The organism is Paenibacillus sp. RC21 (assembly GCF_044907935.1).
Taxonomy (GTDB): domain Bacteria; phylum Bacillota; class Bacilli; order Paenibacillales; family Paenibacillaceae; genus Paenibacillus; species Paenibacillus terrae_A.
In genome coordinates, this window is record NZ_JBIYCS010000004.1 from 570,752 (window position 1) to 594,526 (window position 23,775).

Here is a 23,775-nt window from a genome sequence, read left to right on the forward strand (position 1 = left end):
TATATACAATAAAATCAAAACCCCCTTATCTCCACCAAAGGAGAGGTGACATTGTTGTGAAAAGAGTAAAGAACGAAGATCACTTCGACATCGTGGAAGACCATTATTTCACAGCTACTGAATTGGAAAAATCCAGCGCGATATGGCCAGTCAGGCTCGGTATGGATATTTCCAAGACCAGCTGTCATGTCGGCCCCAAGGCTGTGCCTTATTTCTATTTAATTTTTGTGCTTGACGGTCAGGCTGAGTTTATTTATAAGCAAAAGAAATATCATGTGCAAAAGTCCGACCTGTTCTGCTTCTTCCCGCATCTTGCACATGAATATTACACGGATCAGGAGAACCCGCTGCAAAAGGTATGGATTGCTTTTGAGGGACCCAAATCCCTTGCGCTGCTGGAGCGAATCGGGATTAAGCCCTGTACGCCTTTTTTGGCCAACGCAGTAAGCGAGGAAGTCACTGGACTCATCTCGAATTTGTTTTCCATTGTAAATGACAACAGCAGACGTGACAGCGATCTCTCGCGTCTCATTACACTGCACCAGATTTTCGAGGAGCTGTCCCGCAACACATCGGACACACTACGCAATTCTGTATGCTCCGACTATTGGCTACAGCAGGGGAAAGATTACATTGATATGCACTATTGTGACCGAATTACGATTGAACAGATTGCCGAGCATGTAGGCGTGGATCGCGCGCATTTTTCACGCAAATTCCATTCCACCTTCCTGATTTCCCCCGCCAAGTATTTGCAAAACCTCAAAATCGATGAGGCCAAAAGATTGCTGGAGCAAACGACTTACAATTTGTCGATCATTGCCCAGTCCATCGGCTACACGGATATGTCCACCTTTTCCAAGGCATTTAAGAAAACGGCAGGGATTCCGCCACGTGAGCATCGGTTCCGACATCAAGCCCGGCAAGAGTTCCACACGCCAACGCTTAGCATGTAGCGAGGCGTGGCAAGGTGTGGAAAAACAGCATCTGGATAATAGTATGGGTATGCTTGCATGGAGTTCAGCAGCCATACAGGAGAACAACCGTGTACGGTGGTTCTCCTTTTTTTATGACCTGATCCTAATTCCGATTTGGTTCTTAGCCCTTTCAACGCTATAATAGGCATCAAACCAACAGGAAAGGTACGTGAAACAAATGCTGCGATTCAATGCGATACGTACGGGCTATCTGCTGGGCATCTCACTGGTACTGGCCGCGATTATTTATTTTTTCGCCTCCAATTGGGGTGGGCTGGATCGGACGGCCAAAATTGTGCTGGCTGCTGCGCTTATCGTTCTGTTCTATGGTTTGTCCTTTGTATTTGCACGTGTACGCGCTGTTCCCAGTCAGCAAGCCTTTCTGTCGAATGTATTTCTGGTAGCTGGCTGTATAGCCTTTGGCGTTTCCGTGGCGTTGCTTGGTCAAATATACAATTCCCACGCGGATAGTTACGGGTTGTTTTTAATTTGGTCGGTTCCGGCTCTGCTGCTAAGCTGGATTACCCGCTACAATCCTTTTTATATGCTGTCTTTTGTGCTGATTCATCTCGCCTTGTGGCTCTACTTTTACCCTACGATGCAAAGCGCGCCTTACAGCGAACTGGAATCTTTGTCCATCGCCGGATTGTTCGCACTGGTCAATCTGGTGTTGTTTCTATTGACATTCCTTCATCGCATACATTCTGGACCGCTGAAAAATATGAGCTTTATCGTTTTCCATATAGCCGTGCTGACGATGACTAACTCTTTTGCATTGGATGAATATGGTCTCATTATGAACATACCATGTATCGCTGTAATCGCTATTGGATTTTATGTGTTTACCAAGGTCCGACTGAGTAAAACGCTGCTCACCTTGAATGCATTGGCGACCTCCGCTTTTGCTGTCTTTAAATTTATCGAGCTGGCGGAAGCGTACTCTTCATCGCTGTTCTTTGTCTTTGGGTTGATTTTTGTGGCGCTGCTGTTGACGGGTAATGTATGGTTTTTCCGTTATTTGAATCGTTTGGGGAAAACACCGCCGGAAGCTGGGGAAATATCCAACGAGAACAAAGGGGATATCGCAAAATCCGATACGGAGACAACGGGCATCAGTACATCAAAGACTGAGACAACCGTTCCCGAAGAACGTAGCAGTGAATGGATCAGCAAAACCGTATCCCGCGTGATCAAAGTGGTTGGAGTGCTGATTGGAAGTATATCCCTGATCGGACTGATTAACATTAGCACGAATGTAAACCACACCGAATATGTACTGTTGGGTGTGTCGTTGCTGCTTATGATTTCGATGATTGCCATTCCGGAATCCAAGCTGGATTCTGTAATACGTTATACCCTGTTGACGATCAGCTATATTACAGGCTGGGCAGCCATTTTATGGTCAGATATAACGTTGCTTTCGGTATTATTTCTGATCGTTTCCATCGCCGGATGGTTTCGCTCCAAAGGGAAAAGGCAACTCTTTTTTACCTATACCTTTGTAAACCTGAATTTGGCGACCATTCTATTTCAGCAGTTTCAGGAGTGGGATTCTTGGAACTGGTCCTTTGAGTACATTATCCTTTCTCTTTTCTTGGTCAATGCTGTGCTGTATGCAGCAAGTTATTTTATACCCAAGACGGCATCGCGGGAACACCTTCGGGATAGCTCCTTATTTTTCAGCTTGCTGTTTATGTTTTGGGCGACCTTTTTCAAGGATGTCATTCCACACTCTTATGTGCTGATTAACATTCTTTATTTCGTTATCGTTACAGGCATGGTCTTTGCCTTCATCCGACTAAAACATAGATCGGAGGCCATCACAAGCGTAGCGTTCTGGTTTATTTTTATTGGCTTCAAATACTATGATTTGTTGTGGACGCTACTGTATAAGTCCTTTACGCTGGCGCTGCTGGGTATCATTGCACTCGGAATTACGTGGTGGGCGGATCGGCGGATGGCCCATAGCGGCAAGACAGCGTTTGAGGCCGACCACCGCAGCTTTAGCTTCATGCGCTTAAGCCCGCTGCTGATCGCTGTAGTCATCGTGCTACAGCTCGGTGTGATCGGCTATCAGACCGTGAGAAGTGAAACCCTGCTTGCCACAGGCGCTTCCATCAAGCTCAAACTGGCTCCTGTAGACCCTCGCTCTCTGTTACAAGGCGATTATGTCATGCTGAATTACGATATCTCTACCCCTTTTTCGCAGGACAATTGGAACCGGGGCAAGGTTAAAGTCGTTCTCACGCCGGGTAGCCAAGGAGTATATATCGCTGATCGACTGTACCAGGATGGTGAAAAGCTTTCCAATCATGAGGTTATTCTAAATGGACAATGGAATGGTTCACGTATTCAGTACGGTATTGAGAATTATTTCATCCCTGAGGGAACCGGGCGTAATGTTGAACAGAACGCTCATTATGCCTACATTCGGGTAAGTCAGAACGGGGATGCGTTGCTGGAACGGCTGTCAGACAGCTAACCGGAGATCATGGAGCACATCGTACCCAGTGGGGTCTTATCCTGCTGTTGTACGTCACGCCTGCATGATGCGAAGATCCAGTCGTCATTACAAAAAACAGGCTGAACCAAGCCCCTCCATTACTGGAGAGTCACTTGGTTCAGCCTGTTTACTTTTACAGTACATTGGGAGGACGCCCCTTATGAATTGCCTTCTTCATCTTACGCTCAGCCCCGCCTATGCGTCTCTCGACCATGCCACAATCCCTTGGATATCCTCCGGCTGAGTCCGGCAACAACCACCAATCAGACGGGCTCCTGCTTCATACCATTGGCGGGCACTCTGCCCGAACGTCCCGGTACAGCTCGTACCGTGCCATGTCTTGGTAACCGGGTCATATTCCTCCCCCAGATTGGGATACACCACCACGGGCTTATCTGTATGACTGCGCATTTCGTGGATGAGTGATGGAATGTACTGCGGCAAAGTACAATTAATACCTACGGCAGCCACTTGCTCATGCTCATCCAGCCATTCGGCGCAATCAGCGGCGGACTCCCCATTGCTGATGTGCTGCCCATCCTTTGCACTAAAGCTGATCCAGGCATACGTACCGGGAAATTCCTTTAGCAATCGCGTGATGGCCTTGGCTTCGACCAGACATGGTATTGTTTCACAGGCTAAAATGTCTGCGCCCGCCTCAATCAGCGCTTTCATACGCGGTCGGTGAAACTCGACAAGCTGCTCTTCGCTCAGCTTGTAATCACCACGGTATTCAGATCCATCCGCCAAAAACGCCCCGTAGGGGCCGACGGAGGCCGCGACCAGCGGTTTGGGACGCTGCTGTTGTTTTGCACCAGCCGTAATGTCTGCCCAAAATTCATCCCGCGCCTGTACGGCAATCCGTACCGAGGACTGAATCAACTCCAGCGCTTCATTTTCGCTTAAACCCCGTTTGACGTAGCCTTCAACGGTAGCCTGATAGCTCGCAGTGATCGCGCAGTCTGCCCCCGCTTCGAAATAGTCTCTATGCACACGCTTGATAGACTCCGGGTGCTCATGAAGTATTTTAGCCGACCATAAGCTGTCGTTCAGATCATGCCCGTGACGCTCCAGCTCCGTAGCCATTGCGCCATCCAGCACGATCAACGAAAATTCGTCCAGTATATGCTGTATCGGATTCATAGGTTCCTCCTGCTTGTTTCCTCTATTTAACCCACTGATTAAGTGGGGTTTAATGATTTATATTATAGCATGTATGTTGGTGAGTACCTCTCATTTTCCCATCTGATGTAACGTATAAATTTTTTAAATTAGTTTCATAAGTTAAATTAATTACATATTGTTCTTTTTTTCACAAAGTCATTTTACTATAAAGGTGCAAACCAACACTTTGGCCAAAAGATCAGGGAATTGCATAGTCACTTTTGTGAAAAAAGGTATAAGAGAGGGTTTTATCTATGTCTTTACTAGAAATGATTACAGCGACCTTAACAGATAACAAAATTGTCAGTTCTATTGCTTCCACCGTTTTTATTATCCTTCTTGGTTTCTTTTGCCGCAAGAAGGGGATTTTTAACGCAGCAGTAGGAAAGTTGTTATCCAAGGTTGTTCTAACCGTGGCTCTACCAGCACTAGCCTTTAATTCTTTCATGCAAGATATTAATCCTATAATGTTAAAACAAGGTATGAATGTTTTAATATGGGGTATTCTCATTTATATTATTCTCATCTTTATTTCAAAACCTTTCTTCCTGAGCTACGACAAGGATAAACAGGATGTTTTACGAGTGTTGACTATTTTCGGTTCTACTACTTTTTTCGGAATTCCAATTGTCGGGGCCATTTATGGGCCTACCGGAGTTATGTACAGTTCCATTTTTAATATAGGCTACCGCATTTTCTTATACTCCTATGGCTATATCAAAATGAGCGGCTTAAAAATGGAGCTTAAAAATCTCAAAACCATGTTTTTAAATCCGATTGTTATCGCCACTTTTCTAGGCTTATTTGTTTGGTTGCTTCAGGGCTATTTGCCACAAATGAGCGTAGCTACAGAGGATGGGGCCATTCAGCAGTTTGCTTTTCTAAGAATTGATCAAACCGCTGTCTGGTTGTTCAAGCCCATGACCTACCTTGCTGGGCTAGCTTCTCCATTAGCCTGGTTATCGATTGGCTCGACATTGGGTGAGATCAGCTTCAAATCGGCAGCTACTGATAAGACCTCTTGGTATTACAGCATAGTTAAAGTTTGGCTTGTACCCATTGTTAACATCATTTTACTGGCCTTGTTGACTGTATCTCATATTCTGTCAGTCGATTCTGTCGCTTTATCTACTATTGTCATTATGATGGCTACTCCTACAGCTACCGTAGCGGCAGCCTATGCCATCAGTTTTGACAAGGAAGCCATATTGACATCCAATGCATCGCTTCTATCTACTATAACTTCTGTCGTCATGATTCCAGTTTGGATCATCACGCTAAATATCATTGATAAAATTGGCATTTTCTAAATCAGGGGGAAAACAACATGTTAAAAATCATTTGCTATGGTGTCCGTTCTTATGAGCAACCATATTTCCATGACCTCAATAAATATAACTTCCAACTAACGTTGGTAGAAGAACTGTTAACCTCCAGCAATGCAGAGTTGGCACAGCATCACGATGCCGTTTTGTTAAGAGGAAACTGTGCCGCGAATCGAGAGAATCTCACGAAATTTAAGGAATACGGCATTCAATATGTTTTCACCAGAACGGTCGGAATCAACCACATTGATTTGGATGCCTGCAGCGAATTCGGAATGAAGGTCGCACGCGTGCCATCCTACTCTCCGAATGCCATCGCGGAGCTATCCTTAACTCTGGCTATGATGCTGTTTCGTCATACAGCTTATATGACTGCCAAAAGCTCGTTCAAAAATTTCATTGTGGACGAGCATACATTCAGCAAAGAGATCCATAACTGTAAAGTTGGGATCATCGGGGTCGGTCGCATTGGTCTGACGGAAGCCAAATTGTTTAAAGGCTTGGGAGCATCTGTTATTGGCTATGATGTGTACCAATCCGACATAGCCAAGGAAGTCATTCCATTTACAACCTTAGATAAACTACTGGCAGAGAGTGATATCGTCAGTGTGCACGTTCCTTATCTGCCGGGACAGAACGACAAAATGATTAATGCCAGCTTTTTAGAAAAAATGAAAAAGGGCTCTATTCTAATCAATACTTCACGTGGCGAATTACAAGATAACCAAGCCATTTTGGACGCTTTGCTTAGCAACCATCTGGAAGGCTTCGCTACGGATGTCTTCCCTAAAGAAGATGAATTATTTTTCAGAGCATTTGACCCATGGCAAATGCTCCCCGATCCAACGATCCAGAAGCTTATTGAGCTGTATCCAAGAGTTTTGGTTACGCCTCATGCCGGCTCGAATACCGTTACGGCGCTATCCAACATGATTGAAACCAGCTACGACAACTTCCATGATATACTCACGACCCAATCTTCGGATAATCTGGTCCCACTTCCTGTTCTTTCTATGAACTAATCAGGAAGCTCAACACTCTCGTTGGACAAAAGAGAACCGCTATTTCCAGAATTACAATGGAAATAGCGGTTCTTTTAAATTAGGATTCACCTGATAGAGCATTAGCGGCCTTCCAACCTTGTGGTATTCTATAGATTCAATCAAGAAGCTATCCTCCACCAGGAATTGGATATATTTTTTTACCGTAATACGAGACAGGTCCACTTCTCTAGCTAAGGCTTCGACGGAAAATGGACCGTCCAGCTCTTGGATGCTTTTCAGTATCGTGGTCATGGTCAGTTTCGACAAATTTTTGGACAGGTTTCTGGAAAGATTCTTGGATAGGTTTTCAGAAGGTTCTTTCTTCTCCATACCCGTATGCTCTTCTTTATTAAAATAGTGATCAATGACAGCTTGATTAATTCCGTTCCCTTCCTCCATCACCGTAGCCAAACGCTGGATTTTCTCAACAGCCAGCTTAAAGCGTTCGAATGTAAAAGGTTTAATTAAATAGTCCGCAACTCCATAAAAAACAGCTTCCTTCACCGTTTGAATATCTTTTGCAGCCGTAATTAAAATAACCGACGCGTGATACTGATGCTCCTGAATATGTGATAATAAGGTCAAGCCGCTTTTTCCGGGTAAATAAACGTCCAGTAATACCAGATCTGGTGTCCATTTTTGAAGACAATCCTGTGCCTTCTTGACAGTATCTGCCCTACATACAACATCCAAATTGTCCATGCGTTCAATAAACTGTTGATTTAGCTCAGCAACCATGGGATCATCCTCAACAATTAAAACCTTCATTCATTTGTCACCTCCAATGTACAGGGCAACTCTACATATATACTTGTTCCCAGGCCCGGTTGGCTATCAAGCTCAATGATCCCCTGATGATTTTCCACCATGGTTCTAACCAGATTCAAGCCGTAGCCTCTATCTTCACCTTTGGTTGAGAAGCCATGCTCGAATATTCTTTTTTGCATTTCATAATCAATCCCCATACCATTATCTTTCACTTTCAGAATGAATACATTTCCCTCACATTCATAGTTCAATTTCAACTCAATTCTACCAGGTTGTTTTTTTTGTAAAATCGAGTCTATGGCGTTGTCAAAAAAATTGCCCAGTATGTGTATGACATCATGAACGATGTCCTGCATCTCCACATTGGAGACGTTTGAGCTATCTTCAAGAAGAACCGAAATATTCTGTTCGCGTGCTTCGTTGATTTTACCCATAATAAAACCTGCTAATGCCGGAACTTTAATTCTCTCGGTCAGAAAGCCTACCTCATTTTGATACCGGTGATTTAGCTGCTGAATATACTGACTGACCTCTGCATATTGCCTCATCTCAATCAGTCCGGATATGACGTGCATTTTGTTCATAAATTCATGGGTCTGTCCGCGCAGGGAGTTAATATAATATTTTGTACCACTTAACTGGTTGCTAAGATGAATCATCTCGGATTGGTCTCGCAGCGTTGCAACTGCTCCAAAAAACTCATTTTCAATATACATAGGGGTTACTGTCGCAATGACTTCTATACCATTCACATAAAATGAGCGATCCTTGATCTTCTTCTTGTCATCAAACACTCTCTTGAAGAGCACATTATAAAAGTTGGTATCGACCTGCTCGCCAATCGGGGCTTCCATGTCCTGGTTCGCCAATTGATACTTGGCCTGAGCTTCTTTGTTCATGAGTATAATTTTCTTGTCAGCCGAAATGGCTATAATTCCTTCAGCGACCTCATTTTCAATAATTTCTTTTTCACGTAATCGTGCTGCTATTTCTTGCGGCTCAAGCCCGAATAAAATCGTTTTGATTTTTTGAGCCAGGATGATAGCGCCCAGAACCCCACTAAAGAGCCCAAGCATCAGTCCTCCAAAAATGGTATACTGCGCCTGCATCAAATCATGATTCAGGGTTCTCATGGTCAGTCCTACACATACAATGCCAATGACCTCATTCTGTTTATTAAATATCGGCGTAAAATATCGGTAGCCTTTGCCTAAAATACCTATATTTTCGGAAAAATGGCCCTGACCGGATAGCGCTCTTCTGGCATCATTCAGATCAGAGAACGGTTTGCCAACCATCGTTTCATCCGGATGGGATAGTCGAATTAAATCACGGTTCAGAATGACAACAAAATCTACATTAACGTTATTCATTACTCTGAGCGAATAGTCCTGGATCTGCTTCACAGGAACTCCATGCTCAACATTTCGAATGACATCGCTGTCACTTGCAATGACCTTGGCAATACCCGAAAGTTTTTCCTTCGTATTATCAAAATGCTTGTTAATCACGAAATTACGAATGAGAAGCAAGGATATAATTAAGGAAATAATAATAACTAAAACAACCAAAATAATAATCATAAACTGTAGCGAAACTTTGAATTGTCGTCTCGGTTTCGACTTACCTTTAAATCTCAACCCCATCACCTAGCTTCTTTCTCAAGCTCTCCATTGGGAAGAAGAGCATGTCTTCTATCCTATTAATTCCTTGATATTCGACACTGTTTGACAATTTCCCTCTTAATCTGCAAACTCTAAGAGCTCCAATGACAACAAACGGAGCCTCTATCTGAAATAAAACAATATGCTGAATAAGGAAGAACTAATTCTCCATTTCGTTCATTTTGAATAAGTGAGATATTGCTCACTAGATACACATGGATGTTTCGGTAAAATAAACATAAAACCCCCTTGTCTTGAACAGACAGGGAGGTTCTATGTGCTTTCATTATGAAAATGAGGAAGTATTTTATACGATTCCCCGTATCTCGTCCAACGTCTGCACCTTTTCCCGCAGCATCCATTGTTCAAGACCGTAGACCAGCTCGGCCCCTGCGTGCAAGTGGACAAAATTGTATGTTCCCACCTGAATCGCAGCCGCTCCTGCCATCGTAAATTCGATAATATCCTCCACCGAGCTGATGCCCCCCATCCCGATTACCGGAATGGATACTGCTTGCGCCACCTGATGAACCATGCGCAAGGCAATCGGCTTGATCGCCGGGCCAGAAAGACCTGCATACGTATTCGTAAAAACACTTCGCTGCCGACGTATATCAATTTTCATCGCAGAAAATGTATTGATCAGCGAGACACCGTCTGCGCCTTCTTCCTCGCACATGACCGCCATCTGCGTAATATTCTCTGCATTTGGGGACAACTTCACGACAAGCGGAAGCGCCGTTACATTGCGCACCTGCCGTACTACGTCCCGCGCCACCTCCGTCTGAATGCCGAATTGCATTCCGCCCTGCTTTACGTTGGGACAGGAAATGTTCAGTTCCAGCATATCGACGCCTCTGCGATTCATCGTGCGCCGTTTTTGCGCATTTTCCGTAATCATGGCTACAGCCTGAACGTACTCCTCCAGATTCGAGCCACCGACATTAGCAATCACAGCCGTGTCCCAGCGCGTCATGTCATCCAGCTCATCCTTCAAAAAGGCCGCAACCCCCGGATTTTCCAGTCCCACACTATTGAGCATACCAGATGCTGTTTCATGTATGCGTGATCCGGTATTGCCCGCCTTCGGATGAAGGGTTAATCCCTTGCCAACGATGCCCCCCAACAGTTCAGGAGAGTAAAATTCCGCATACTCACGCCCGAACCCAAATGTACCGGATGCCATGATGATCGGGTTCTTGAACGGTACGCCCGCAATATTACACGCCATGGAGATCATCAAAATCCACCTCCTCTACCGGGAATACAGGCCCTTCCTTACACACCCTCTTATTACCTCCACGGGTATGCATGGTGCAGCCCAAACACGCGCCAATACCACAGGCCATATGTCTTTCTGTTGAAATATATAAACGGGATGACGAGCCTTCTGTCTTCTCCGCAAGCGCTTGTAGCATCGGAGTCGGCCCACAGGAAAACATATTCGCATAGAGATGAGGATCGACCTTCTCGACGATGCTTCCCCCTACACGAACCTGCACAGATGCTGCCACAGCTTCAAAAGCATCCACCCCAAAGGCTTGCAGCGCAAATCCCAGATAAACATGTGCATGCGGATAATGCTTTGCAGCCAGCAGCAAGGGGGCCGTGCCCATACCACCGCCGATTAAGGCCAAGCTGCCTTCTACCTGAGGAAAGCCATTGCCGAAAGGTCCTTCCAACTGAATCTCCTGCCCCGACTGCAACTGGGAAAACAAATGGGTCCCTTCTCCAACAACCCGATATAAAAAGGAAATGTCCTCATCCCCGATATCGTAAATGCTGATAGGTCTAGGTAGCAATGGGTACCCGGTTCCGCTGCGCAGCATGTAAAACTGGCCCATTTCCCCTTTAAAGGTTCCCTCTATTTTCATCATATAAATGCCCGGAACGAGCGCCACATTCGAAATTACGTTAGCCATATAACCCCTCCACTAACCACTCACTATAACGTAAAAACAGCCATGATTACGTGACTATTTTCACATTTATAGACTAAGTTAGGTAGGAGCGCTTTTCTTTCTCCTCAATAATCCAGGCATAAAAAAGCGTACTCCTGTTAAAGAGTACGCTTCTGTATTAACTAATCGCCTCGCGTTCCGGATTGCGACTACCTTTTGCATCCTTGCGGATTTGCTTGCTGCGCAACTGTCCGCAAGCCGCGTCAATGTCGACTCCATGCTCCAGCCGAACACTACAGCTAATGCCTTGTTTTTTCAGAACATCATAGAAGCCCGTAATCGACTCCGACTCACTCCGCTGGTATTGGCTATGCTCATCCACCGGATTGTATGGAATCAGGTTTACATTTGCCAAATTACGACGGTGGCCTACCAACTCAGCCAACTCCAGCGCATGCTCCTTGGTATCATTAATATCCTTCAGCAAAATATACTCCAGCGTAATACGACGATTTGTTTTGTCCAAATAATAATCAATCGCCTGCATCAGCTTCTCAATCGGGATCGCCCGATTGATCTTCATAATGCGGGTACGAGTCTCATTATTCGGTGCATGAAGGGAAATCGCCAAATTGACATGCAGATCGGAATCGGCAAATTCAATAATTTTATCGGCAAGTCCGCTCGTGGAAACTGTAATATGACGCGGACCAATCGCCAGCCCTTTATGATCCTTAATGACTCGGATAAAGTCGGACAGGTTCACGAAGTTATCAAACGGCTCACCAATCCCCATCACGACGACGTGACTGACCCGGTCGCCTGGACGTTCCTGATCCAGATACAACTGCACCTTCATAATCTGCTCGACGATTTCACCGCTGGACAGGTCACGACTCTTCTTCAACAGCCCGCTCGCGCAAAAGCTGCACCCGATGTTACAGCCCACCTGCGTTGTCACACATACCGACAGCCCAAACTTGTGCCGCATCAATACTGTCTCAATCAGATTTCCATCCTGGAGACGGAACAAGAATTTGACCGTCCCATCCGCCGACTGCTGCTTTACGTGTTCCTCCAATGTTTCAATCGGAAAATGCTCTGCCAACAGGCGGGTACAGTTCTCATGAACCTCCGTCATCGCGGCAAAATCAGTAATCCGTTTCCGATAAAGTGCGTCCCATACCTGCAACGCCCGGGATTTCTTATGTCCACGCTCGATGAGCCATGCTGTCAACTGATCTAGTGTTAATCCATAAATGGATTCTTTTTTCATGTTCGATCCTCTTTTCAAAACGTTAAAATTCGTCTCAGCCATCATTGCATCATAGCATGTTTAAGCAGTCTTCGCTATTTAAACGCTTCTTTCATTGTCCCAAATTTTAATTATGAACACAAGAGGGAGAGACGAATTGTATCTTCCAAAATTTCAGTATGAAATTCCGACTTGAAACAGAGTATGCGTCCCATTAAACTAGGCGACAGAGTCTGTTCAACAAGAGCACGCAAAGACAGGATTACGGACACCGCTAATGATATGATTACAACCAAGGAAGGTGATGCGGTTGGAATGGTTACTTCGGATCAAGAACGCGCTGGATCTGATGGAAGAAAGAATGCAGCAGCCGCTGGATATCGACGAAATTGCAAAGGCAGCCTATTCGTCTCCCTTTCATTTCCAACGTATGTTTCATATGCTAACCGGCGTCACGGTAGCCGAATATATACGTAAACGTCGATTGACCTTGGCTGCACAGGAATTGAGTCTTTCTACCACCAAAGTCTTGGATGTAGCGTTCAAATACGGATATGATTCCCCCGAATCTTTTTCTAAAGCGTTCCGTAAGGTACATGGTATATCTCCCTCTGAGGCCAGAAGCCCTGGGGTGAACCTGAAAGCCTTTCCACGCATTACCTTCCATCTATCGTTGAAGGGAGATCAGGATATGGATTATAAAATTGTAGAGAAAGCGGCCTTTACGGTCATTGGCAAGTCCATCCAAGTCACAACGAAAGACGGTGAAAATTTCCGGGAAATCCCGAAATTCTGGGACGAGCTGAACGCTGATGGTACATCGGATCGGATTCAAGCCTTGGGAACAAGCGACGATATCCTCGGTATTTGTTTGGATTTCAAGCATGGGGAAGAGAAATTTACGTACCTGATTGCCGCCGAAGGCAGTGAGGACGTAGCTGCTTCCAACGGATTGGATGCCAGAACGATTCCGGCCGAAACTTGGGCCGTGTTTACATCCATCGGCCCTATGCCTCACTCGATCCAAAAGGTATGGCAACGAATCTATCAGGAATGGTTCCCGGCCAGCAATTATGAGCATTCAGGCGGACCTGAGCTGGAGGTATATATGATGGGGGACTCGCGGGCTGAGGACTATCGCTGCGAGGTATGGATTCCGATTATCAAAAAGTAAACCCATAACAAAGCTGATAAACATCTATAAGCAAGTACGAGACAGAAAAACCACCAGGAATAGGTTCGAGAGCCTAACTATCCGGTGGTTTTTCATACTGTATGGATTTCTCGATGTGTCTGCTACGCAAGCAGGCATTTTTTTGTTGTATACAATTGCTCGGAAAATGATCGAAAATGGATCTCCGGTCAGCCTACAATAACTTTTTGAGTTGAGATATACGGCCTTGCGAAACGCCAATCCATTTGGCGTATTGGCTTTGCTTGGCATTGGGATGTTCACGCATCAATTCCCTTAGTTTCTCGATCAAGCTTTGTGTCGGCTGATACGTTCGTTTTTCTCTTTGTCTTGGCTCCTTAATCTTGGGCACTGGTATTGTACTAATGCCTATATTCCCCTTCAATTCAGTTATGCAGTTCGTACATAAAAGCTTGCCCTTGGAATAGGTTAGACGTTCAATTGAGCCACACAGCTTACAAGAAGTGCCGACATACTTTTGCAGACCAAAGAAGCTCCCTTCATCATCCACAAGAAATTCAATAGCATCACCAACCTCCAAGTTCATGGTTACGCGCATTTCTTTGGGTATAACGATCCGAAATAACGTATCTAGAGAGCGTATCATACCTGTATTTTTCAATGCTAACCTCTCCTTTTGAGTATGGTAGAATTGATGCCCGGATTGGACTTAATCTCTTTCTCATTATTTTTGTTCTGTGTAATTGTTTGACAAAGATTCCTTAAACGAGCTATTGGTATGCGTAACATATCAGAATATTCCTGTTGTGTAGCGTCAGGGTACTTTTCTAGCAAAACCAAAAGCAGCTGTGTCATCACCTCTTTTGGTTGTGGATTCCGTTTATCCTTTTGAGTAGCTATCAATTGACTTTTACATTCATTGCATATGAGAGAATTTTTAAAGGTGCTTAATACTTCGGTTGATTGGCAAAATTTACAGGATTGGCCGATGTATTTACCTAGTGATATTGTGCTCGCTTCTGCATCCATAAAAATTTCCACTGAATCGCCTGGTCTAATATCAACCATATATAGTATTTCTTTAGGCATTCCGAATCGTCCTAGCGAGTCTATCTTTCTTGTCATTGCTATATTTCTCATTGAAACAACTCCTATTACCAAGATAAAAAGCAATAAAATAGAAGAATTTATTATTATTCCATAAGATGGTATAATTAAGGAAAGGCAAAAATTTTATTATATTATAAGATTTCCAATTAATTTTTTTATTAAAATGAGCATCATATTATAGTTCACGCTGAGAGGGTGGTTTATTCATGGAAATCACACCTAAGATAAGAGCAGAAATTCAAACATATCTGAAAGAAAAAGGCTTGAGCAAGACTCAATTTGGGCACATCGCAGGCTTGAATCCCGGCACGATGAGTGGCATTTTGACGAGCAACCGTCCTATTTCCGTTTACCAATTGGATCTCATTACTGCGGGCATGAATTTACCACCGGATCATTTTTATGAACGGTATGTTGAAGAGTGCACTGTAGATGAACCGATTAACTGGCGAAGAATTTGCCCCTTCCTGTACCGATGTGTGCAGTTTCATCGGCTGGATTGTTTGCAGCGAGTGGTAAGTGTTCTACTAGATAATCTTGGCTATCTTCCCAACCTTTTTGAATTAGCCGAAGCTTCTTTCCAAAATGGGTATCAGGACGCAGCCGCTTACCTGTATGAAAATATAGCCGAGAGTGAAAAGCAGCAGCATTCCGAACGACTTGCCTTGTCCCATTATCGGTTGTTTCAGATTGCGGTTGGAAAGGATCAGAATCTTAACTTGAATGCAGCGAATAAGTTTGAGACGTTTGTCCATCGCTTACATGAGATAGATCAACTGGATGCCTTAAAAGATTTAGCAAACGTGTATAGATCATTAAGCCTGTGGGACAAGGTTTATGAATTTGCATACCAAATGGGTCAATTAGGACAAATTCAATATGATTTGGTTCATAACTCTAAGCGAAAAGGAACAGAGCCGCAGAAAAGTCCAAGTAAGCCGCTGTTTGCCTACATAGCTTATTCTAAGCTGCTGTGTGCTAATGCTTGCGATGCAAAAGGAGATCATGAACAAGCATTAGCACACATTCGCGGTTATGCTGATCTAAGTTGGGTAAAGGAGAATGACCCAGATTCACTTTATTGGAAGAATCAATATCAGCAATGGGCGAAAATTAATACGTACGTAAACAAGCTTATGTCTGGAGATATTAGTATCTTGCCCGATTATGTAGAGTATATAGCAGGCGAACAACACATTTTTGCTGAACTCCTAAATGTCATGGAAACGGCCAATAGATACAATATTGATGTGGATCATATCCTCAAGCGTTTTGAATCCCAAATCGTAAACTATCATGAATCTTCATCGGATGACGTATTCACACAACAAGTTTTACCAGAGGAATACGTACGATTTTGGTATAAACTAGCAAAATATAGCCTAAATAAAGGTAGATATCCATATGGTTTCAAATGTCTGCTAAATGCATGGGAAAAGGCTGAATTCATTAATAAAGGACTACTTTCGCATAATTGTGCAATGTTATTTGAACGATTCAAAGCGTATGCCGTTTCTGAAACACGAGATCAGTTGCACAGTCTATGGGAAAAAATTGATCAAAAAGATGGTTTTCTTCTTGGCGGTAATTAGCTTTTTACTGGTATTCGCATCACAATCTCAAGCTGATTATCCAATTCCTGGCCACTCAAGCCCTGGCACGATTGAAACTCAAGGTCACATTGGTGGAATGTGATCCGGTTTTTAATTTTATTACCATTGACCAGCCTAGCCGCTGGTCTTTTTTTGCTATATTTTGCTGATTTTTGATTGCTAAAACAGCCATTCATATTTCCACATTCCAATCTAAAATGAGATTCATTGGGATGGAATGCGCTATGAAACGTTAAATCAGCAATTGGAAGCTGCCCCAATTTCTTTAGCCAATCATAAGGATTTCAGTTCATGTCTACAGGCGATACAAACAAAGCAATCTCTATATAGCATCAGACTATCTTTTGAGTCACATAACCCACATTGTTCTTTGTCTATTTGATGTAGGATGATGCCTTGTTCTGTTGAGGACAATGAGAACGCGTCCTGCTTTACAATGCCTAATTCCCTCCTTATATCCATCGGTATAACGACTCTTCCCAAGGTATCTACTTTTCTAATCCATCTTGATGTATGCAAAAACAACCCTCCTATCACTTAACGAATATTATTCTATGAAATGTCTTATTTTATAGTTAAATACATTCTCATTTCAAAAATTAACATGCACAAAAATGTAATGTAACTGTTCAATCACAAATCCGTATGTTGGCTGGATTTTCCTGACCATACACCCAGTGATCAGAAGGCAAGGCACTCGCACGATGACCATGCTAAAAAGCAGCTCACCACATACAAGAATATTAACCCTTTATATTGAATTTTTTATATAGAGACAGATTGTCAAGCCAAGTGCGACAGTTACTCTGAAAAGGATTCGTGAGCGGTTTTCCACCCCAAACATTTTCGGGGTCTATGATTAATTAGGCGGAGAGCTATTGATGTGGATCATATTCTCCAGCGCTTTGAACCTCAAATTACGGCGTATCAGGAAGTTTCATCTACGGATATGTACACACAACAATTCTTACCGCAGCAGTATGCACGTTTTTGCTATATTTTGCTGATTTTTGATTGCTAAAACAGCCATTCATATTTCCACATTCCATCCTAAAATGAGATACATTAGGAGGAAATGCGCTATGAATACAGATGAAACGTTAAATCAACAGTTGGAAGATGCCCGGCAACGATTGCATGATCTGTACGAAACAGTATGGTTTCGGACATGCCTGTGTGCTTGAACAGTCTATGCTTTTGGATGAACTGATAAATCAGTACAACCGTATGTTCCAGACCAAGAAGCTGACCCAACTGATATAACCAAACATCCTCATGCTTTCAGAGCCACATCACCTACATTGTTTTTCTTGCCTTAGCATGACGCTGGTTTCGTTCAAGTAAATAAAACGGATGCTGTTTATGCGGAACTATCCCTCCTCTCATCTAACTAATATAATCATTCTATATAATGGATTTTTTAAAATAAAAATACATTAACAGGAAATGGAAATACAAGCTTGTTAAAAGCTTTGTGAGGCTAGCTATCTAGGAGAGGGGATTCATTTATAGGGGATTATTGAACATTTGCGTAGAAAAACAGAAATCGTGTGATATAATTATTATTGAAATGATTACCATTAATTAAAAATTTATGTATTTTTGTAACGCAAGATGTATACACCTCCTATCTACTTCAATAGTGCATAGGAATTTGTATAAATATCACTTAACAAGGTATTTAAGCTACTTGTTTGGAAAGGAGTCCTGGCTGTGAAAATGTAGTGACATACGAAGCAAGATCAATCGGTAGAGTGACCGGGTCAAGGGCAGCGAAAATGCCACCCAAGACCGAATGTGTGCATCAACCGGTCAAGAAGGGAGGGGATATAAGTGTCTGGATAATGAGATGAAGGATCACCTACTTTTTTGCATCATGATCCTTCCAATAAAAATAAATACAAAGAACAATTAAGATCAGTGGGAATAAGTAAAAAGCATCATTAAACCCTGCGGAACTGATGTGTTCTAAATAGTATAAAAGCCAGAACATAGACATGCTTGATATTAAAGCTATGGTGCCGCTTACGGAATACATGTATATCTCTCCTTTATGAAGTGTGATAAAACGTCCGCAAAACAGATGTTATTGTTATCATTATAATGTAAATATATGACCAGGAGGAAATCTTATGAAAAAATTCGCGATTATTCTTTCTGCTTTACTGCTTTTTGTTGTGGGTACACCTAACATTTACGCAGCACAAAATGATGCAGCAGTACCCCAACCGGATGTTGTTTCTGCGACTATTGTGGTTGATGGAGCCTATAAAACGGTTTCTTTGGATAACGGCGATGTAGTGTCCTTTTTGACAAAAGAAGATTATGATTCTTACGTAGCTGCCTCAAATGATAAGAATACCACAGTCCAGTTAGAAGCTGTCGACTCTGTAATACGGCCTTCCAGTACCCACATTGACAACACGTTTATTTCAGGTACTACAAGAGATCACCAATTTATCAATTATCATAAGAATACTCCTTACTGGGCCAAAGCAAGTAATTATACAGTTAATAGTGGGGAAACCTATACCGCTTCTACTACGCTAAAATACGACGATGTATCTTTTACTGTCGGAGTTTCGTACTTGTATTCAGTAGCAACGCAAATCCCGGCAGACCCGAGTAGATTTAGTAGACTAGGGGTTTCGGCTGACTTAACTCTTAAAAAGTATAGAGCCGTTCAGTATGATGATTACACTGGACAAAGAATAAGCTCATGGGATTTTGTCGCTACGAATGTTCGCAATACTTACCTTGCACCTGCTTACCAATAACAACTGAGTAGGGCCAGCAACTTTCTGATTTTTTAAAACAATGCTACTGAAAAACAGAAAAGTCACGAAGGACGTCTCTGGAATTGATCTGGAGCGTCCTTTTTAGTTCGTGAGATTCTGAATGTTCAACAGTTACACTTCCTATCCTATTCTTTCAATAATGGACGGGATTTGTCACGCCTATTGACTTTTCATATCAGGAAATGGGTTTACAAAATAATTAGAATGGATGTGTGGCTGTGAAATTCAAAGCAACAACTTGGGGGCTCATTATTTTGGCAGTAAGTGCTAGTGTATTAACTGTTGTTATTACAAATAGTGTGCTTGCTGATCACGATGCCCCTATTCCAAACGAAAGCGTTACTTACGATCCTGTTCCCCCTGCTGACGTACTAGACAGACTTTATCATCCTGATAGGATTTCTGCGAATATATCCACTACAGCGACCCAAGATGCAAGTACAACAACTACTGGTGACCATGTAGTAACTCCTCAGAGCGTGGGGAATTCTTTTAACTTTACTGTAGGGGGAAGTGCAACTGCACCAGGTAGCTTCGAGGTTCCTAAGGGTTTTGGGCATGTTAAATTGCGCATTAGGAACTATGTTAATGCCCCGGTTGATTTTACTGTACAGCACAACGATTCTGGTAAAGTGTATGTTGACGGCAAGACAATCAGCAAAAACAGTGAAACAGTTTGGAGAAGTACTGATGCGGGAATTTCGGACGGTTTGCGTTCTGGACGATATACAATTCAGTTCCGCGGTGGTACAAACAAAGTTAATGTGGAAATTTGGGGCGTAGCCGGTTCATTGCCTTCGGACGCAAAATAATAACTGACCTAAACAAAGAAAGCTCTGGGCCTCAGGTCTGGAGACTTCTTTGCGTTGTTTCTTAGGGTTCACGTTGTAGTTTGAGAAAAGCTTAATCATATCAAATAATTCAAAAGAATGTATTTATGTAAAAAATAAATTGACCACAGATTAATTAATGTATATATTTTCAATAAATTAATCTCATTTCTGGAAATTACATCTTAGAACAAGTGAAACACTCCCTATAATTATCAATTTTGCTTCTTCGTTAAAGTGAATGTTAAATGTCTGTTTAATAGAGAAAGTGTTCATACTGTCTATAAATATTAATTTCAAAAACCAACCAATGACCCATAAAACCTATCCTTTAACCTAAAGGAAATGGCAATACAAGCTTGTTAAAAGCTTTGTAAGGTTAGCTATCTAGGAGAGGGGATTCATTTATAGGGGATTATTGAACATTTGCGTAGAAAAACAGAAATCGTGTGATATAATTATTATTGAAATGATTACCATTGATAAAAAATTATAATAACAATGCAATATATTTATAATATTATTTCACATGCCAAGCCCTTTACCTACTCATAGATCTGGGCAAGTTTCTGTTACTTTAGTACAGGACACCTATAGTTCTAGTAAACCAGCTAGAGTTAACTATCAATTCATGACTAAAGATTATAAAAATAAATCTGATACAGTTCAGGTTTATGGCAATATTAGTGACGGCAATAAGACAACAATTACATTTTATAATGTTCCTAAAGGAACATCAGATAACCCAGTGTATTTACTCATTGGAAATCACTCTGGCGGAATTTCTATATCTGGAAATGGATATACAAAATAAATAATAATTTGTGAGGTTTCTATGAAATTAAAACCAATAACTTGGATGCTGGCTATTTTAACAGTGAGTGCTGTTGCATTCACTGGATGTATTATAAATAATGTAAATGCCGAAGCTGATATCCTTAGAAAATCGGAAAGTGTTACTTACGAGCCAGTTCCGGCCGATGTTGTAGAACAACTTAATCATCCTGACAGGATCAAAACGAAGGATGGATTGTTTGTAAAAACACTTCAGTCAAAATGAAGTAGTTTACGATGTTTCAGAGGCTACAGATAAAACCAAAGTAATTATTGCATATGACGCTACTTATGTTAAGGAAGAAGATAACAAGTAAATTGTATTCAGGTGGCGGCCTCATTATTATTGAACTTTTTTACATGATTGTAGTGAACATTTATTCCAAAACGACGTAAGGTATATTTATCTAAAAAAAGAAAGGATGGAATATTAATGAAATTTTCAAGCTTTAATGGTAAAATAAAAAAGACAATGTTATTGATTTCTTTGCTTGCAATGTCCGTATTTCCTGGTCTTACTGGCGCCGAGAGTGCTTCTAATGAAGAATTAGCCAAACAATCAATAAAAAACTATGTGGAAGCCGCAATATCCGGAGATGCTTCGGAAGCCGCAAAATGGGTGATAGATACGAGATTTAATAGCGAACAGGAACAATTGAAAGAGTATAAGGAATCAGTAAGCAATAATCCATTTTCTGATGTCAGCATCAAAAATGTCGTTTCAGCTTCTGATGGCACCTATACTGCTACGGTTGAATTAACTAGAAAAGATGATGGTTCAATAAATACAGTCACATACCCCATCATTAAAAAGGGCGATAGTTGGAAGGTACTGATAGGCGGGCAAGAGACAAAAAGCAAAAAGGTTGAAAAATTAATTCAGTCTCAATCAAAAGAGAATAGTACATCGTCTGTCAAGCCATCAGCTGTTGAACTTACAAGTTATGGAGTGAACTTTTAGTTAGAGATGAAGAAGAAGCGGAGGAAGATTTAGAAGAATTAGAATATAGATCTCTGCCGACTATCCAGAAAATGCTAACACCATTTAAGACTCATCTTACTTGGATTATCCCCCTTAGTGTGATTACATTCTTTGTTCTAGCTTACGTCTTATTTATATATGTATCTTTATGGATTGAAGATTATTAAAGACGTCTTTGGGAAACCAGAAGCGTCTTTTTTTTTTTTAGCATTACTCGCGCTTGGCTTCTGGATCGGTGAGCAGGAGAGCAGGCAAGACAAGAGCAGGGGGAGTAGTCTGCTCCTATAATGATCTTCACCATTCTAATCATATTGTCTTTTCCATACCGGAATATTAACTCCTTCATTGACTTTATTGACCTCATCAAGAACTGAACCATCCAGCTGGTTATATTCTTTTTCCGCAGCCTCATGTAAACGAATATCAAACAATTCTTTCATTCAGTTTAGGTAGTTCGACGGATAACTGAACCATTATCCGTAATAAGGAGCCTTCTCATGATTTTGAGCGGCTTCTTTTTACATAAAATACCACCATTATGTACAACTCAACTGGAGGATGAAATTATGAATATTACAGATCATTTTATTCCCGTATTTGCGAGTAATCTGGAGTCGGCTGTAGCCCATTATGAAAAAATAACAGGAAAGCCGTCAGACAGACAATGGGCTATTCCCGACGCCGAGCTTCAATTAGCCTCGGTCTATCCCTATGTCATCGTTTCGGGGACCGAGCAAGCTTTGGAGCTTGCCAAAAACCTGCGCTCTGTAGTGTATGTGGACTCCATGACAGAGCTTAAAGCCATTCTGGCCGCAGAAGGGACCCCGATTGTAAGGGATCAGCACGGTCCTGTGGGGCCGAGTATTTTTGTAGAGCACCCGGATGGCACTTTTATTGAATATGTTGAACCGCGAGGCCAATGACCACACTATAAAACAAGACAAAATAACACATCAGCCTGAATTCGGCTCTTGATGAGGGCCGGATTCAGGCTGAAAAATGGAGTATAACTTTATACTAATGTTTTTCAATCCGACGTTTGTTTCTCAAAATGTTGTGAATCATCTTATGATTGGGGAGCTGCTTGAACAACTTATGTCCGGGATGCGGATTGGCCTCGATAATCCAGATTTGACCATTCTTCTCAATAGCAAGATCAATACCCAGCTCGCGAAACGGATGATTTTTATCTATCGTGTCGGCAACCATTTTAGAAAGTTCGATGATCTGATCCAGAGTCTCTTTCATTTTCGTTCTGTCATTTTTAAAGACCTTTAAAAGCACTTTGGACAATGGTGCCGCATGTCCTCCTTTGCGGTAATTGGTAACCACTTTTTGGGGTGCGGCAACACGACCGGTTATTCCTGAAATGACCCATTCCGAATCCGGCTTCTGCATATACACTCTAACATCAAAAATCGAACCTTTGTACTTCGCTAACCGAAGTCCTTGCTGTACCAAATAACGGCGATGAGGCCTCCGATGGGTTTTGATCGCTCTTCTCACCGCGTGGGATCTGACAATTCTTCGACTGGAGCCGCAACGAATCTCATACCTCCTCCCCAGCTTTTTGGCCCGTATAATACCAGTCCCCCCGCTTCCATAATTAGGCTTAATGAAAACCGTCCGATATTCGTCCAGCATGCGCAAAGTTCTTGCATTGCTAATCCAACGGGTCTCCGGCAGATAAGAACTTAAAACGGGATGTTGTCGCATTTCCTTATATTGAATCATCTTTCCAATGGGCACGAGTATCCCTCGATTCTGTTGGGTTTTTGCACGCATTACATGAATATGCATCCATATTCTATCTTGGTAACGGCGAATGCCACAGTTTGATATGAAAGAGGCAAAT

The 23,775-nt window shown here is 42.4% G+C and carries 23 protein-coding genes; 13 read left to right on the top strand and 10 right to left on the bottom strand.

Translation table 11 applies throughout. From position 1 onward, the window contains the following. The first annotated feature begins 56 nt into the window (after positions 1 to 56). Positions 57 to 956, top strand: a complete 900-nt coding sequence (locus tag ABIA61_RS16075; RefSeq protein WP_404520566.1) for a helix-turn-helix domain-containing protein — start codon at positions 57 to 59, stop codon at positions 954 to 956. 199 nt (positions 957 to 1,155) lie between these two features. After that, positions 1,156 to 3,459: a GDYXXLXY domain-containing protein gene (locus ABIA61_RS16080; RefSeq protein ID WP_404581048.1), complete on the top strand. Its 2,304-nt coding sequence runs from the start codon at positions 1,156 to 1,158 to the stop codon at positions 3,457 to 3,459. Between the two features lie 216 nt (positions 3,460 to 3,675). Here the strand turns inward: ABIA61_RS16080 and mmuM are convergent, their stop codons facing one another. Then, complete coding sequence (mmuM, locus tag ABIA61_RS16085) at positions 3,676 to 4,623, bottom strand: homocysteine S-methyltransferase (RefSeq protein ID WP_283653886.1); 948 nt, start codon at positions 4,621 to 4,623, stop codon at positions 3,676 to 3,678. 275 nt (positions 4,624 to 4,898) lie between these two features. On the opposite strand from mmuM, the gene ABIA61_RS16090 reads away from it, so the two are divergent. Together ABIA61_RS16090 and ABIA61_RS16095 are read left to right on the top strand one after the other, a co-directional pair. Then, complete coding sequence (locus ABIA61_RS16090; protein ID WP_283653887.1) at positions 4,899 to 5,954, top strand: AEC family transporter; 1,056 nt, start codon at positions 4,899 to 4,901, stop codon at positions 5,952 to 5,954. Positions 5,955 to 5,971: 17 nt separating this feature from the next. Next, positions 5,972 to 6,991: a 2-hydroxyacid dehydrogenase gene (locus tag ABIA61_RS16095; protein ID WP_404520568.1), complete on the top strand. Its 1,020-nt coding sequence runs from the start codon at positions 5,972 to 5,974 to the stop codon at positions 6,989 to 6,991. Positions 6,992 to 7,042: 51 nt separating this feature from the next. Here the strand turns inward: ABIA61_RS16095 and ABIA61_RS16100 are convergent, their stop codons facing one another. From ABIA61_RS16100 to rlmN, 5 genes are all read right to left on the bottom strand, one after another. After that, complete coding sequence (locus ABIA61_RS16100) at positions 7,043 to 7,780, bottom strand: response regulator (RefSeq protein WP_283653889.1); 738 nt, start codon at positions 7,778 to 7,780, stop codon at positions 7,043 to 7,045. Then, positions 7,777 to 9,363, bottom strand: coding sequence for an ATP-binding protein (locus ABIA61_RS16105; protein ID WP_404529675.1), 1,587 nt, complete (start codon positions 9,361 to 9,363; stop codon positions 7,777 to 7,779). The genes ABIA61_RS16100 and ABIA61_RS16105 overlap by 4 nt, the downstream gene beginning before the upstream one ends. A gap of 388 nt (positions 9,364 to 9,751) precedes the next feature. Continuing rightward, positions 9,752 to 10,684 (bottom strand): dihydroorotate dehydrogenase, encoded by a 933-nt coding sequence (locus ABIA61_RS16110; protein WP_404520573.1) that lies wholly within the window; start codon positions 10,682 to 10,684, stop codon positions 9,752 to 9,754. Beyond that, positions 10,665 to 11,366, bottom strand: a complete 702-nt coding sequence (locus tag ABIA61_RS16115; RefSeq protein WP_283653891.1) for a dihydroorotate dehydrogenase electron transfer subunit — start codon at positions 11,364 to 11,366, stop codon at positions 10,665 to 10,667. The genes ABIA61_RS16110 and ABIA61_RS16115 overlap by 20 nt, the downstream gene beginning before the upstream one ends. 157 nt (positions 11,367 to 11,523) lie before the next feature. After that, positions 11,524 to 12,621, bottom strand: a complete 1,098-nt coding sequence (rlmN, locus tag ABIA61_RS16120) for a dual-specificity RNA methyltransferase RlmN (protein WP_283653892.1) — start codon at positions 12,619 to 12,621, stop codon at positions 11,524 to 11,526. A gap of 283 nt (positions 12,622 to 12,904) precedes the next feature. Here rlmN and ABIA61_RS16125 point away from each other — a divergent pair, with 283 nt between their 5' ends. After that, positions 12,905 to 13,774, top strand: a complete 870-nt coding sequence (locus ABIA61_RS16125) for an AraC family transcriptional regulator (RefSeq protein WP_404520575.1) — start codon at positions 12,905 to 12,907, stop codon at positions 13,772 to 13,774. Positions 13,775 to 13,967: 193 nt separating this feature from the next. On the opposite strand, the gene ABIA61_RS16130 is transcribed toward ABIA61_RS16125, so the two are convergent. Both ABIA61_RS16130 and ABIA61_RS16135 read right to left on the bottom strand, forming a co-directional pair. After that, positions 13,968 to 14,414, bottom strand: a complete 447-nt coding sequence (locus ABIA61_RS16130; RefSeq protein WP_404580991.1) for an AbrB/MazE/SpoVT family DNA-binding domain-containing protein — start codon at positions 14,412 to 14,414, stop codon at positions 13,968 to 13,970. A gap of 2 nt (positions 14,415 to 14,416) precedes the next feature. Further along, on the bottom strand, positions 14,417 to 14,893 hold the full coding sequence (locus ABIA61_RS16135; protein WP_283653894.1) for a hypothetical protein: 477 nt from the start codon (positions 14,891 to 14,893) through the stop codon (positions 14,417 to 14,419). Positions 14,894 to 15,069: 176 nt separating this feature from the next. On the opposite strand from ABIA61_RS16135, the gene ABIA61_RS16140 reads away from it, so the two are divergent. From ABIA61_RS16140 to ABIA61_RS16170, 7 genes are all read left to right on the top strand, one after another. Next, complete coding sequence (locus ABIA61_RS16140; RefSeq protein WP_404580992.1) at positions 15,070 to 16,455, top strand: transcriptional regulator; 1,386 nt, start codon at positions 15,070 to 15,072, stop codon at positions 16,453 to 16,455. Positions 16,456 to 17,613: 1,158 nt separating this feature from the next. After that, positions 17,614 to 17,739, top strand: a complete 126-nt coding sequence (locus ABIA61_RS16145; RefSeq protein ID WP_235332259.1) for an aspartyl-phosphate phosphatase Spo0E family protein — start codon at positions 17,614 to 17,616, stop codon at positions 17,737 to 17,739. 869 nt (positions 17,740 to 18,608) lie between these two features. After that, a complete protein-coding gene (locus ABIA61_RS16150; protein ID WP_283653896.1) occupies positions 18,609 to 19,253 on the top strand; it encodes a hypothetical protein in 645 nt (214 codons plus the stop codon). A 239-nt stretch (positions 19,254 to 19,492) separates the two neighbouring features. After that, positions 19,493 to 20,086 (top strand): hypothetical protein, encoded by a 594-nt coding sequence (locus tag ABIA61_RS16155; protein ID WP_283653897.1) that lies wholly within the window; start codon positions 19,493 to 19,495, stop codon positions 20,084 to 20,086. A 649-nt stretch (positions 20,087 to 20,735) separates the two neighbouring features. Beyond that, a complete protein-coding gene (locus ABIA61_RS16160) occupies positions 20,736 to 20,918 on the top strand; it encodes a hypothetical protein (RefSeq protein WP_152643799.1) in 183 nt (60 codons plus the stop codon). A gap of 21 nt (positions 20,919 to 20,939) precedes the next feature. Next, positions 20,940 to 21,164, top strand: a complete 225-nt coding sequence (locus tag ABIA61_RS16165) for a hypothetical protein (RefSeq protein WP_283653899.1) — start codon at positions 20,940 to 20,942, stop codon at positions 21,162 to 21,164. 207 nt (positions 21,165 to 21,371) lie between these two features. Beyond that, positions 21,372 to 21,899 carry a nuclear transport factor 2 family protein gene (locus tag ABIA61_RS16170; protein WP_283653900.1) on the top strand — a complete coding sequence of 176 codons (528 nt, stop codon included), beginning with the start codon at positions 21,372 to 21,374 and terminating at the stop codon, positions 21,897 to 21,899. 323 nt (positions 21,900 to 22,222) lie between these two features. Here ABIA61_RS16170 and ABIA61_RS16175 read toward each other — a convergent pair whose 3' ends face one another. Further along, positions 22,223 to 22,360 (bottom strand): hypothetical protein, encoded by a 138-nt coding sequence (locus ABIA61_RS16175; RefSeq protein ID WP_404580993.1) that lies wholly within the window; start codon positions 22,358 to 22,360, stop codon positions 22,223 to 22,225. A gap of 126 nt (positions 22,361 to 22,486) precedes the next feature. Between ABIA61_RS16175 and ABIA61_RS16180 the strand changes: the two genes are divergently transcribed. Next, positions 22,487 to 22,843: a VOC family protein gene (locus ABIA61_RS16180; protein ID WP_283653902.1), complete on the top strand. Its 357-nt coding sequence runs from the start codon at positions 22,487 to 22,489 to the stop codon at positions 22,841 to 22,843. A gap of 94 nt (positions 22,844 to 22,937) precedes the next feature. Here the strand turns inward: ABIA61_RS16180 and ABIA61_RS16185 are convergent, their stop codons facing one another. Then, complete coding sequence (locus ABIA61_RS16185; protein WP_283653903.1) at positions 22,938 to 23,669, bottom strand: YheC/YheD family protein; 732 nt, start codon at positions 23,667 to 23,669, stop codon at positions 22,938 to 22,940. Positions 23,670 to 23,775 lie beyond the last annotated feature (106 nt).